The 12,402-nt window shown below is 52.0% G+C and carries 11 protein-coding genes; 2 read left to right on the plus strand and 9 right to left on the minus strand.

Features of this window, described 5'->3' with window-relative positions; all coding sequences use genetic code 11:
- Positions 1 to 2 precede the first annotated feature (2 nt).
- The 3 genes from ACIPZF_RS16115 to ACIPZF_RS16125 form a co-directional block, all read right to left on the minus strand.
- A complete protein-coding gene (locus ACIPZF_RS16115) occupies positions 3 to 632 on the minus strand; it encodes an HAD family hydrolase (protein ID WP_400801131.1) in 630 nt (209 codons plus the stop codon).
- Between the two features lie 69 nt (positions 633 to 701).
- Positions 702 to 1,199, minus strand: a complete 498-nt coding sequence (locus ACIPZF_RS16120) for a hypothetical protein (protein WP_400801132.1) — start codon at positions 1,197 to 1,199, stop codon at positions 702 to 704.
- Positions 1,200 to 1,696: 497 nt separating this feature from the next.
- Positions 1,697 to 2,431, minus strand: a complete 735-nt coding sequence (locus tag ACIPZF_RS16125) for a metallophosphoesterase (RefSeq protein ID WP_400801134.1) — start codon at positions 2,429 to 2,431, stop codon at positions 1,697 to 1,699.
- Between the two features lie 216 nt (positions 2,432 to 2,647).
- Between ACIPZF_RS16125 and ACIPZF_RS16130 the strand changes: the two genes are divergently transcribed.
- The gene (locus ACIPZF_RS16130; protein ID WP_400801136.1) at positions 2,648 to 3,136 is read left to right on the plus strand and encodes a helix-turn-helix domain-containing protein; all 489 of its coding nucleotides are present in this window, start codon (positions 2,648 to 2,650) and stop codon (positions 3,134 to 3,136) included.
- 123 nt (positions 3,137 to 3,259) lie between these two features.
- On the opposite strand, the gene ACIPZF_RS16135 is transcribed toward ACIPZF_RS16130, so the two are convergent.
- From ACIPZF_RS16135 to ACIPZF_RS16155, 5 genes are all read right to left on the minus strand, one after another.
- The gene (locus tag ACIPZF_RS16135) at positions 3,260 to 3,772 is read right to left on the minus strand and encodes a hypothetical protein (protein ID WP_400801138.1); all 513 of its coding nucleotides are present in this window, start codon (positions 3,770 to 3,772) and stop codon (positions 3,260 to 3,262) included.
- 4 nt (positions 3,773 to 3,776) lie between these two features.
- A complete protein-coding gene (locus ACIPZF_RS16140) occupies positions 3,777 to 4,700 on the minus strand; it encodes a hypothetical protein (protein ID WP_400801140.1) in 924 nt (307 codons plus the stop codon).
- A 52-nt stretch (positions 4,701 to 4,752) separates the two neighbouring features.
- Positions 4,753 to 5,619 (minus strand): hypothetical protein, encoded by an 867-nt coding sequence (locus ACIPZF_RS16145; RefSeq protein ID WP_400801142.1) that lies wholly within the window; start codon positions 5,617 to 5,619, stop codon positions 4,753 to 4,755.
- Positions 5,619 to 6,521 carry a TniB family NTP-binding protein gene (locus ACIPZF_RS16150; protein WP_400801144.1) on the minus strand — a complete coding sequence of 301 codons (903 nt, stop codon included), beginning with the start codon at positions 6,519 to 6,521 and terminating at the stop codon, positions 5,619 to 5,621. Before ACIPZF_RS16150 ends, ACIPZF_RS16145 begins: the two co-directional genes overlap by 1 nt.
- A 435-nt stretch (positions 6,522 to 6,956) precedes the next feature.
- A complete protein-coding gene (locus tag ACIPZF_RS16155) occupies positions 6,957 to 8,885 on the minus strand; it encodes a Mu transposase C-terminal domain-containing protein (RefSeq protein WP_400801146.1) in 1,929 nt (642 codons plus the stop codon).
- 1,036 nt (positions 8,886 to 9,921) lie between these two features.
- Between ACIPZF_RS16155 and ACIPZF_RS16160 the strand changes: the two genes are divergently transcribed.
- On the plus strand, positions 9,922 to 10,176 hold the full coding sequence (locus ACIPZF_RS16160) for a type B 50S ribosomal protein L31 (protein ID WP_400801148.1): 255 nt from the start codon (positions 9,922 to 9,924) through the stop codon (positions 10,174 to 10,176).
- Positions 10,177 to 10,267: 91 nt separating this feature from the next.
- Here the strand turns inward: ACIPZF_RS16160 and ACIPZF_RS16165 are convergent, their stop codons facing one another.
- Entirely contained in the window at positions 10,268 to 12,373 is a 2,106-nt protein-coding gene (locus ACIPZF_RS16165; protein ID WP_400801150.1) for a TonB-dependent receptor, read from the minus strand.
- Positions 12,374 to 12,402: the final 29 nt, after the last annotated feature.

Below are 12,402 nucleotides of genomic sequence, written 5' to 3' on the forward strand. Positions count from 1 at the left end.
GCTCAAGCGTTGCTGATGCCTGCAACAAACTCACGCAGATCACGTATGCGACCCGCCCCACTACGATCCAAATGGTGGCCTTCGATACCGACTGCCCGGGGGCCATCAGCATCACATCGTCGGGAATCTCCGATCATCAAGACTTGAGGCGCATTCGATCCTGGGAGTTGGCTAGGTGCAACCTCGAGTTGGGTGCAGATGTGCTGATACATGGCCACGTCAGGTTTCATCAGCCCAACCTCAGCGCTGAGCGCATAGCCATCGAGCCCCGGCAGCAAATTTCTGGCTACCGGGCAATAAGGGCCGCCCAAGTTCGAGCAAACACAGATTCTGATTTTTCGGCGTCGCAGCAGTTCGATCGCTGGCAGCGCATCTTCAAAGGGTGTGATCGATTCGATTTCGTCGTCGAGACATCTTTGAAGCTCAGCGAGTTGAATGGAGGACAGCTTGATTCCAAAAAAATCTGCAGCCTCCTGCAACCCACATGCGTTGGTCATGATCCAGCGGATGTCATCCGGTGAAGAGGCGCGTCCCTGCTGGGAGCCCAAGCGGAGAAGCCGCCGATAGGGGTTCTGCCGGTTTCGAATCTCCAAAAGCGTACCGAAGAGATCAAAGATTACGGCTGCTGCCATTTATTGCTCCTCATCAGCAAGCACTCAAACTTCAAACCAGCCCCGCCGCGCTGCAGTCCAGGCTCGCAGCTACTGCACAACCACTCCATGAGCAGCAAGATCGTTTACCAGCGTGCTCCTACGCAACATTCGGGGAATTGTAAAGAGGCTTCTGTATGCATAGAAGAGGCACACAGGCGTAAACAGTAGCCCGACACCAAAAGTCGCTGTTGCGATGATCAGCCCCGCTGGAATTGCCGCCACCGCGAACACGATCCCTCTGAGAAAGCTGGATTTAGCAATCTGCCGCAGGTGATCAAGGTCGTATTCGACCTTTCCATCTGACTTTTGAAACGCTACTAGAACGATGGTTTTCTTGTTCAAATGCTTGTAGTACCAAGTACGGGGCTTGTCAGTGACAATCGCTCCGTGCCTTTTCAGGTAGTCCAGCATGCAAACTTCTTTGAAATAGAAGGTCTTACCTTCACTGTCTTCGCACCGAACCTGGCTATAGAGCGTATCAATGTCAGCAGCGTTTTTAACATTGTAGTTCTTGACGGTAAGCTCAATTCGTTTCAGATCAGGCATGCATTTTCCTTAGTGCATTGAAAAAGGCCACGTGAATACGGACGGGCACGAAGCCGTCCAGCCGGTTGGTCAGCGGATACATAAAGCTTTAAATCCAAGGTGCTTGCCGCGCCTTGCCAGGTACTACAGCTTGAAAGCGGCCTTCATGCTGGGTGAGCCAACCCAAGTGGATGCTCACTGCGACTCGCTGAGCTCGCTAGCGATAACGTAGTAGTCTTTGCCACTTAGGCTGCGCATTAGCTTGAACCCCGCCCTTGTCTCAACCAGCTGAAGTGGAGGGGTAGCAACCGTCATTCCATTCGAGCTCACGTTTGACTGATCGTTGTAAACGAGCGCCGCATAGCTCTGCCCTACCCTTGCTGCGTTGACAAGGTAAGCGTCTACCATCACACCCCAGGTAATGTCCTGTGCCTGAATGACTTCTAAGGGGAGATCGCGCTCGAGCGCTATCGGCTCCACGGCGTGGTCAAAAAAGTGCTTCATCGCCGAAGTGGCCATTAGATTTGGATCTCGAAGTAAGGGTCAAAACTGGTGCTCTCCCCAGGGTAGCCACGGGGGTTTGAAATCACCCGGCAGCCGGCCAGCTCAACATCTGTAGCCTCATGCGTGTGACCGAACACCCACACATGGGCCTTCTCGATCAAACGCGGCCAGTCGTTGGCGTACGCTGCAGTAAGATGCCCTTCATGCTGCTCACCAATAACCACGGAAGATGGTGAGTGATGTGTCACCACTACCGTTTTGCCGTCAAACGGTTGAGCAAGCTCTTGCGTGAGCCAGTCCCTGGCGATGTGGTTCCGGGCAACCAGGTCGTCCGGTCTCAACCGTCGGTAGTTCGAGTCTGTCCTGATGTACTTGAAATCGTTCATGCACTGCCTAGCTGCGCTGCTAGCCGCAATCTGATCCCCTGTGGCGGTGAAGTCAGTCCAAGCAGTTGTGCCTAAGATCCTGACGTTATCCAGAACCAAGGCTTCGTTCTCCAGTACGTGGACATGGCCGGCCGAGGTGTCCTTCATTTTCTGCAAGGTGCGATCGATGTGGCCGTCGTAGTACTCATGATTCCCAGCGATGTACACGACCTGGCAGGCGAAGGTCTCGTTGGCCCACCGGACGCCCCTGGCCTTCTTGTTCACATCGCCGGCGAGGATTACCAGGTCAACCCCAGCATCAAGAGGCGGCGGGTCAAAACGGTGGAACTCGGCGTGGAGGTCTGAGTAGATTCTGATTCGCAAAACGCTGGCCTTGAAGCTTTAGCTATAAATTGACGCAGCTGGATCACAGGGCGCACGCGTGCCGGGACTACCGGCACAATGGAGCGGAAGCATCCCGGTCTTCACATCCTCGATCAGAACAGCGCGCAAGCGTGTCAGCCGGTTCGTTTCACGGCACTATATTGCATGGAGTCGAACCGCGCAATATGGCTTTATCATCGGCTTTGGATATTCCAAATGTCGTTGAGAGAACCGCTGGCCGCAGTCTTGAGGCTGACACGTACCGCCCGAAACCTGTCTCAAGAAGACTTTCATGGCCGGGTCGAAGCTCGACAGATGAACAACATCGAGCGCGCGAAAAGCAGCCCTACCCTGTCCTCGCTCGAAGACATCGCCATTGCATTGGACGTTGATCTTGTAGCGCTCGTGGCCGTGGCCAGCGCTCATGTCCGTAGCCAGACCCCGAAGGAATTTTTGAAAGACTTGGCCGGCGAGATCACTAAGCTTGAGAAGCTAGGTGTCCTGGGCAAGCTCGACGGCGAGTTCACCGACGGCAAGCTTCAGTCAGTGCATGGTCGCATTCGATCAGGCGCTGCCAATCGAGCAGCGGTGCTTCAGTGCAAGGCTGAGGGAAAGACGCAGAAGGAGACTGCGGAGCTGCTAGGGCTTGCCAAATCGACGGTGAGCAAGCTGTGGAAGACGCCGGAGGGTGGTTTGATTCAATAAAGGCGCTTGGCCCGATGCTACGGCGTCAACCATCTTGCGAACCCATTGTAGAGTTTAGCTAGGCCAGCACAGCCTAAAATTAGTCAAGCAAGCTGGTGGGATCCCATGTCGGGACGCTCGGGCTCAGGCGTCAAAAAAGTTGACGACACCGGAGTCAACCGCACTATTGAAGCGACCTACTAGACGATTCAAGATCCGGACAAGCTGGCTCGAATTAATTACCTGGAAACTATCGAGCTCGTTGAGCACTGAATAATCCCAATCATAAAACATATGGGCCACAAGCACACCGGCTTTTGACCAGTCAAACGTATTAGGCCTAGGATACCTGTGTGTTTCAAGAGATAACTGGTACGCATCAGTCTGAACCTCGCGCTTCGCTAAAGATATGTCCCCTGAGGCACTCCTGTACAAATGTTTAGCTGCTGCTGAGCGAATCATTTTTTCCTGAAATGCGAGCTGTGCGAGGACGTGCAATTTGCAACGTGGCAAACCATAGCTGAAGCTGTATGAAATGATCATGCCTGTTGCACTATCAATCAAGAAACAGACTGGCGTGATAGCGTAGTCGTTAGCGGGCACCGTACAGACGCGCAAACCGGAAACCCAGTAAAGGGGTATGAGATATTTATACACGCGCTTACTTCCAGCCTTTCAAAGAAGACACGCCCAAAAAATCAGTACTGTACAGCTGTAACATTGTACGAAGGCCTTGCGACAAGTTAATCCGTCGCCACAAAGAAGATCCCGACGTGCTCAGATAAAGGTCATGATCTGGCCGAGCATTCGAGGCTTGCTCGTCGGTAATCCACCCCAATAGCAGGCCTACCAGATAAAACGCCCGAGCGCGAGCGATCGCCGTGACGCGCAATGGCAACTGATGAAACAGGGCAATCCCGCTTACATTATCAAACTCGCTACTCGACTGAACCCTGAACTTCAGCACTGACGTGTAATCGCCCACGATCTCGGTCGTCAGTGCAAGACGAACAAGCGTCAACAGAAAGTGTTCAGCGTTACGCTGCACTACCTGATCATGAGAACCTTTTATTAGTTTATCTGCGCGCTCAACGACCATTCTGGCAAGTAGCTGCACTTCCCTGTCCTTCTCGAGCCATTTCGTTTCCCGTTCCAACTCATGACCACGCGCGCTGTCGTATTCGAAAACATCCATCGCAAAATCCACTGAGTCATGCAGATAATTCCCAGCACTACGCAGAACACAGCCATGCACCTGACAAAAGGGCTTCAATAAGTATCGCCAGCTTTTGAGATACACTGGAAAGCCAGTTGCCGTCACCGATTCTTCCATACAACTAAGGCAGTAATCTGATCGAAAGTAGATTGGTATGATTTGAGCCTCAGAAGGACGGAACATGGATTCGATCCACTCCATCGAGATCTCATAGCATTCTGCAAACGCCTTGACCCCTGGTAGACTGAAATCAAAGTCATAGTCATTACCTCTGCCTCCTAAAGCTTCGATGTAGGGCGCGAGGAGAGTTGAGCCTTCCCATGCGTCGGAGGGCATGCTCCAAAGCGCTCGCACTTCAGGCTCAGGCATGACCTCACGCACCCTGTACATCCAAGACGAAAGCGTTTCATCGGGATAAGGCTCAGGTATAGATAAACTGGAGGACATAGCTTTCGTACTCATTTAAATCATTCGTCGTGCTGAGTGTCGCCACTGCGCCTCGCTGATAAAGGAATTGCTCTACCAGCTTCAGCCTGAGTGACCTATTGACGTCCTGAATGTCTAAGCCAAATTGTGGCTCAGGGACTCTAAGGCTTTCTGTAGTAAGGCTGAGCGAGTACTCACGATTCAATCCTTCCCCTAGGCGCCTCGCGAAGTCATGGTATTCTTCATCCGTGAGCCGCTGCCTGAAGGTGTAGCGGCGCCAACCAAGCCGCAAGTATCTGGCGAACCTCTTTTGGAGTAGAGCACTGCGCGTTGAGATTACAAATTTGAGATCTCGAATTTCTTCTGTGAGAAGACAGATAACACCGAAAACTGTGTCATAGTCTTCAATATCACTTGCCAATACATCTAGATCATCGACCAGAATCATTTTTTGAGATGAGAGCGACAAAGTCCGTACCAAATTCGGCGCCAATACTCTCTTTTTGGGATGGTACTTACGCCTGACATGGAATGCATCAGACAAATGATCCAAAAATTCAGATCCGCCGATATACATATCACCCTGCAGGAGCTGAATGCTACTAGGATGACGTTGATGCAGCGTTCTGAATAACGTTGTGATGCCGCATCCTGAAATACCATCCAGCAGCATCACGTTTGCCTCTGGACTTGCCTCTGTTTTTGTATGTGCCTCTGACTTTGATTGAGGGATTGGGTCTCTGGGGCAGATGGATTGTTCTAAAGTCTTGATCATGACCCGCTGTTCTGCTGAAAAATACGGGAGGACGAAATCGCCCTCCAATACTTCTCGAGCTAGAGCTTTAGCTTGAGAGTGCGTCATTACGCGCAGTCCTTCTCCATGCTCACGTCGTGCAGGCCCTGCAAACTCGTTCCCAGTTCCATCGACATAATGGCTTCTACGTCACGGACATGCTTCAGGGTAATGCGTTCGGTACCGTCTGCGATCGCAGCCCAAGCCGATGCCTGCAGAATCTTGACGATGTTGTCGGTGATCCCCAGCGACTTCTCGACAATGGCCAAGCAGAGCTCCTGGTCACGAAAATCCGTCGGCTTTTTCAGGGGCAGCCGGTGGATATAGCTGAATACGAAATTCCGAACATCTTGGCCATTCGACCAAGTTTCCAAGTCGTGAACTGCATAACGACGAGCAAGTTGCGGATCCTCCCTTAAGAAACGGGCGGCGTCAGGCACACCAAAGGCGAATACCGAAAGGCCATAAGTGGAACCTGAGAGGTTCTTCAGCAGCGACAGGTTGACCTTTCGCTGGAAAGGCGAGAGCGTAAGCGCATCATGCACCTCATCAATAACAATGGCTTTGATGTTCTGGCTCTTGATGAGATGCTGGAGATCCGGACTGATCCTCCGAGACTGGCGGGCTCTCCGGCTCGTGTCCAACCCCATTTCGGCAAGTATCAGCTCCTTCAGACCCATATTGTCAGCGTTTTGGTGCATCGTTACGGTGACAATTCGGTTCACAGAAGTGATATTCCTGCGTCCAAGCTCCTCGATCATGCTCGTCTTTCCGACGCCCCCCTGACCCAAACACAACAAGCAAGGGGCAACAACCTTCCTTGGCATGGACATAATCATGTCCATCTTTTTGAACAACCGCTCGGCGGAGGGGTGCGGAACGAAAAAATCTTTCAGGCAGGACATAGCCCGATCATGATTGCTCAGCTCAAACAGTTTGTGGCAGCTGCAGTGCACATGAGAAAGATCCATAATTTATCTCCAGATATATGTGTAATAGGTATTGATGATTACAAGACACGCTGAAGCCTCAGTTATATCTTTGAACTGAAGCTTTAGGCTGCGCGAATAAGTTGCCAGGCTTGTTTTTGTAGCGCTCTGTAGCGCCCTACAGATGCGCTGACTAGATACTGACTGATTATTATAGTTATTCTGTATCTAATCAGCAGCATGGGCTGCGCAAGCAGGCCGAATAGGTGATAACCACGATCTTAAGCACCCTGCATGCAGGGTGTAGAAGTTGGAAAGTAACTATTGCGGTTTCTTTACCTCACACTTGTTGATTGGATCGGGTTTTGGAATCTGATTTTGAATTCTGGGACTGGGCTTGGGGTGAGTCTGGGACTGAGTCTTGACTGAATCCCAGTCTGAGGCCTAGTCCCAGTCGTTCATAAGCTCAAGCCAGCTTCAGTAGAGAGTCGGTGGCGCATCAAAGTCGATCTGCTCTGCCACGTTGCTCCTCGAAAAGCCTTGCCAGGAACGCTCTGAGGCCTTTGGCCCTCCCTCAACAGCTCGAAGTGCTGCACGCCCTTTCCGAACTTTGGAACCTTCGGGTTTGGGATTTGTGGTGTTTTTGGGCTTTTTGGGGTTTGCGTTGCTGGCCGGCTTGGCAGTTGCAGCATTGTCAAGAAAGCTATCCAAGTGTTCCGTCTGATCCGTAAGCTCAGGTTCGGCTTGCGTCTTGACTTGAGACTTGGAATCAAGCGACTCGGTATAATTCCGCTGATCGCGTTTGCCCGCCGTTTTGGCAGCTTGGCGTTTGCTTTGAGCAGTCCGCCGATACTCTTCTTGGACGATTGCATTGCCCAAAGCAAGAGACGCGGTCGCGTCAGCAGAGTAGGTGCCATCCCGCTCACCCTTCGCCTGCCGCTCAACCCTGTACAGGGCATAGTCGTGGCTACGCCGCATCTGATTTCTATACTCTGGTATACTTACGTAGTTACCATCTCCTTCAAGGTCTACGAATATCCTCGAAAGATCATTTGGGTCGTACTTAACTACCAGTTCTTCTCGCACTTTGTTCTGCAGGCACGGTGCATAGTAGAACCGTCCGTGCATTTCGATCCCGCCTGCGCGGATGAGCTTTGGCCTTTCTGGGTAAAGTGCGTACCGAAATCCTTCATGCAAAGAATCGTCGATCTGACGAGGCTGTGAATGCTTCCCGAAATACTCATCCCACTTTTGGGAGGGAAACATCTTTATCGCCGGATGCTTGCGATCGTTATAAGCATGAATGGCACAGACGAAGAATTTCCTAAGTGCAGTGATAGAGATGGATGCCCTAGCCACACTGTTCTCATCACCTCGCTGCTGTGTATTGGAATAGGTTGTCCCCCTCAAGAAATGGATATGAGATCGCATCATCGTACCTATCAAGCGCTCGATGTGCCCTCCCTGATGTTTTTTACCGACGTCACGGTGTTCAACTCTCACACCAAAACGTTTTAACCTCGCCTTCAGCACCTCTGAGCGAAACTCAGCCGCATTATCCGCGTGTATGACCTCGGGCACGCCGTGCATAGGCCAGACGCTTGCATCCAGCCCAAGACTGGCGAGCATGGCCGTTTTGGGAAGGACGCAGTTCTCGATCAGCATCGCTACTGTTACAGAATTGGGCGGAAGTAAGCTCAGGTAAAACCCGACAATCGCCCTCGTATGTATGCAGATAGCAAAGCTAACCCAAGGGCGATCAATCACCGTCCGATCATGCTCATCCACGACAATCATGTCGACACGGGTATGGTCGATCTGAACCCATTCAAGCGGGCGGGACGTAACCTTGTACCCGGGGCGAGCCTCGAAGATGTCAGCAGCATCAACCTTCCCTAGCTTCATGTTAGCCAGGAACCGCTTGCCCTTCTTCAAAAGCCGCCGTCGTACAGCATGATAGCTAGGCCGTTTGAGACCACGCTCGTCAGCAAGCATTTGGGCGGTCACCCAAACACGTTCGATGGTTGCTGCCTTCCCTGCATAGGCCTTGATGGAGTCAACGATCAACTCCTCAAGTTCTCCCCCAAGCTCGGACGGCGTCGGACGACGTCCCGGCATGCTGGACGTAACGGCACTTAGATCACCGCCACGTGCCCTCACTCGCCGGATAATTTTATGGAAGCCTGATGGCTTCATACCGATCGCCCTCGCTGCCTCAACAGCGCTGATTTGACCGGAAAGATAAAGCTTGATCGTCGGAATCCGGTCGCTGGCAAGATCGAAGCGAGCAATGGTCTTTTCCGAACTATCCAGGTTTAGCTTTGAGCTCGATTTGGATTCTGCGACCAGCACGGGCGCTATCGTTGGCTCACTGTCTTTTTCAGATTTTTTATTGCGATTTGTCATTCCGCCTACCATTTGACGAGTTGCCATTGGTAAATGGCATCTGCCCGTTGGTTATGGGTAGTGGTTATCACTTGATGGTTTTTAAAGAGCGGCACTGCGAAAGCCGAGCTAGTTTTACTTCCTAGACCGGCAAGGTCAAGCCCCACTCCGAAAAGCGTGAAAGTTAAATTAGTCATATATTGATTGGCAATTTAGGCGGTTTAATTTTACTGCTGTCAACGCCTAAAAAAATACTGGGGGGCCGATGGCGTCAGGCTTTGAGGGGTTGAGCTGGTCTTATGAGAAATTTGCCAAACGAGACGAATAATGGAGTAATATTATATATATTGACAAAAATCGTATCCATACCATCGATATATGCTAAGTAATCTCGCCACATTCGCATCGAAATCACAAATCATTTTTGTGCAAAATTTTTCTTTAGACTCTATCTTCTTGGCCAGGACGGCAGAAAAAGCGCAAGGTAATTCGGACACTTTCCGCAGTTTGTGCGGCTAATGCGGACACTTTCAGCTCGATCTGCCAGTTTAATCGGACACTTTCTAGAAAAACTTTGCAAACAACCTGGACACTTTCCGTCAAAAAGTGTCCTGAGTGCAAATTGGAATGCTGGAGGCCATGGATTTCGGCGCTTGCGGGGAGTGTCCACGATTCGCAAAGGTCACACTATCTGCGTCAACGACCTACGCATCCTTCCTCCCTTGCCTTCGAGCTTCTCGCCGTTCCCCGCTACCAAATTTACAGGCTTAAAAACCAGAATCCCATTCACGTCCCTAGTCCTTTTTACATCAGTAGATGATCTCCTGATCACGCTTTGCCATCAAAGAAGTCGACTAGCTCCTCTTTCATGGGGCTCGCTTCGAAACGAACTCAGCATAGGTCTTTTTTAGCTGCCCCCGGGCAATCGGGCTCGGTTTAGGCTCGCTGACCCCGAATGGGCACTGGCGCATCACAGCGGCCTCCTGCGACCCGGCTTGTAATGAGATACTTTCGCACCTATTATTGTTACGTTATATCACTGCAAATGGAGTTAATGATGAAACCCGCCATCCATCCAGACTATCGTCCCGTCCTGTTTCATGACGTGTCCGCTAACGCATTTTGGCTTATTGGTTCGACCATTGATACCGACAAAACCTATGCTCACACCGATGGGAACACTTACCCATACGTAACGCTGGACGTCTCCAGCGCCTCACATCCTGTGTACACCGGCCAAGAACGCAAAGCTAAAACCGAGGGTCGCGTAGCAGGGTTCAACAAGCGTTTTGGCGCTTTCACTTCGAAGTAATGGCCCACCGAACGGAATAGTCACTCCGCCCCGCTCCACTAAGAGCCTTCATCAGAAGGCTCCTGGTATCTGCCGCGGTACTGATTTCGGGTCAGAAATAGTACCTGACGGACGCCCCCAAGGTAGTCGAAGGCTGCGGGACGATCACGAGACCATCGTAGGTGCCGTAAGCAATTTCAGTCCCGTATCGATGGGGTTGGAAGGTGCCATACACACTGAATTGGTAGTCCTGGTAGTCGTAGCTCGCTCGCAAGTCATAGCGGGTATAGGGAGGCATTTCATGCTTCTCGGTTCGGATGTAATAGGGGATCCCATCCAGGTGGTAGACATCCGCGTTGAGGGTCAACTGGCCGCCCATGAACCCATTTCGATATTGAACACCGGCCTTGTAGGTGTGCTCTGGCACAACCAGTTGTGCCCCGGTACCTGACGGTGGACTGTTGATCACCGCGTCGATGATACGACCGTAGCTCATGTAGGCACTGACCGTGGATGTCGCCTGATAATTGAAGCTGGTTTCTGCTCCTCGCCGAGTGGTGTCGCCCACCTGTTCATAAACCCCGGGCGAGGTCTGCACGGTTTCGCTGTCGTTCTCGATGTAGTAGAGCTCGGTGGTGTTTGACAGTCGCTCAGTTGGCCTCACTGTGAAGCCTACGTCGTACGACTTGACCTTGCTTGGGCGAACGCTGCTGTTGACCTGGCCACCCGTTTGGCTCGGTGGCAACGCACTGCTGCTACCTGAACTGATGTACTCAGCTGCAGGTGAGCGAAATCCCTCAGCAGCGTTGGTGAAGATTTCAAGCTGCTCAATCGGAGTCCATACCAGCCCCAGCTTCGGCGTGGTGACAGAGCTGTGATATCCCGTGTCTGCGTTGCGGAATTTCAGATTGTCGATGTCGTAGTCGAAACGATCATAGCGAATCCCGGCCAACACCTTCAGTGAATCAAACGGCTTGTACTGGCCCTGGGCGAACACGCCATAGGTGATCAAGTCCATGTCAAAGTCGTAGTAAAAATTCGGCGTTGGTTCGAAATTCCGATACTGTTGCCGAAAGGCATCGCCTTTATCTCGGCGTACATCTGCGCCCACCATCAAGGAGGCGATTTCCGGGTAGACGAAATTGTAAGCTACTCGGCCACCATAGATATCGCGATCGTCCTTGCCGTAATTGTGGGTGAAGGTACCGTTGGAAATAGCTCGGACACGTTTAAAATTTTCGTAGTAGCCCGTGTAGTACAGACCGGCTTCGTCATAGGCTGGAGCTCGGTTGAACACGATCGTATTTCGATTGGCGTTGCCAAAGCCATAAAGATTGTCAGTGTCCCGCCGACTGATGGTACCTGCGCGCAGGGCGGGCAGGTTCAGATAGCCATCATTCTTGAAATCCGACTCGTAGTGGCTGAACCGGGCCGAGTACTTTGCATCATCGAAGACCTTGGAAAGCTTCCAGAAATAGTTGTCGCGGTTAGTTTCTGCAGCTTTCCGATACCCATTGGTCTTGTAGACGTCGGCAACGAACAGGGACTCGAAGCCTTCGTGCTCGCCCGCAAGAACCAGGTTGGCTCGGCGACCGTCATAGCTCGCGATATCCAGGCCAATACTCGAAGCAACATCGCTCCCATCCAGAGTCTCGATGTCTACTGCCCCTGCTCGGTTTTGATCGCCAAACAACGCCGACACAGGCCCCTTGATGACATCGACCCGCTTGATCATCTGCGGCGTAAGCCACTCCATGAACACCGGGCCATGACCAGCACCACCTTGGCTGGATGGAATGTTTTGAGGTACCCCGTCCACATACACAGCCACGTCCGCACCGTGAGTACCGTTCGTGGCGAAGCCACGCATGCGCAAGCCATTACCGGTGTCGCCCTGATCGATGTTGTTCGCAACCACGCCTGGCACGCGACGATAGATGTTGGAGATGTCCCGATCCACGTTGAGCGTGCGAATTTCTTCCTGAGTGATAGTCGACACGGCCGCCGGCAAGCTCTCTGGTGCGTTGCTAACCTTGTTGCGTACCAATGGCTCAATTCGAGCAGTGCTTCCTCCCTCCCCCGTAACCTTGATTGCTTCAAGCTCGGTAATCTCCGCGGCTTCCACTTCAACCGCGCCAACCGGTTCAAATGCACTCAACCCTGTCAACGCCGCACCAGTGAGAACCCACACCCTGCTGCGCTTCGCACGTCCATACATACAAAACAACCTTATAGTTATGTTATAAC

Source organism: Pseudomonas sp. NPDC089752 (genome assembly GCF_044748725.1).
GTDB lineage: Bacteria > Pseudomonadota > Gammaproteobacteria > Pseudomonadales > Pseudomonadaceae > Aquipseudomonas.

What these genes read in the sequence shown, in the direction of transcription:
- ACIPZF_RS16150 (WP_400801144.1), bottom strand. Translation starts at nt 6,521, where the DNA reads ATGGATCTTTCTCATGTGCACTGCAGCTGCCACAAACTGTTTGAGCTG.
- ACIPZF_RS16160 (WP_400801148.1), top strand. Translation starts at nt 9,922, where the DNA reads ATGAAACCCGCCATCCATCCAGACTATCGTCCCGTCCTGTTTCATGAC.
- ACIPZF_RS16115 (WP_400801131.1), bottom strand. Translation starts at nt 632, where the DNA reads ATGGCAGCAGCCGTAATCTTTGATCTCTTCGGTACGCTTTTGGAGATT.
- ACIPZF_RS16130 (WP_400801136.1), top strand. Translation starts at nt 2,648, where the DNA reads ATGTCGTTGAGAGAACCGCTGGCCGCAGTCTTGAGGCTGACACGTACC.
- ACIPZF_RS16145 (WP_400801142.1), bottom strand. Translation starts at nt 5,619, where the DNA reads ATGACGCACTCTCAAGCTAAAGCTCTAGCTCGAGAAGTATTGGAGGGC.
- ACIPZF_RS16165 (WP_400801150.1), bottom strand. Translation starts at nt 12,373, where the DNA reads ATGTATGGACGTGCGAAGCGCAGCAGGGTGTGGGTTCTCACTGGTGCG.
- ACIPZF_RS16140 (WP_400801140.1), bottom strand. Translation starts at nt 4,700, where the DNA reads ATGCCTGAGCCTGAAGTGCGAGCGCTTTGGAGCATGCCCTCCGACGCA.
- ACIPZF_RS16120 (WP_400801132.1), bottom strand. Translation starts at nt 1,199, where the DNA reads ATGCCTGATCTGAAACGAATTGAGCTTACCGTCAAGAACTACAATGTT.
- ACIPZF_RS16155 (WP_400801146.1), bottom strand. Translation starts at nt 8,885, where the DNA reads ATGACAAATCGCAATAAAAAATCTGAAAAAGACAGTGAGCCAACGATA.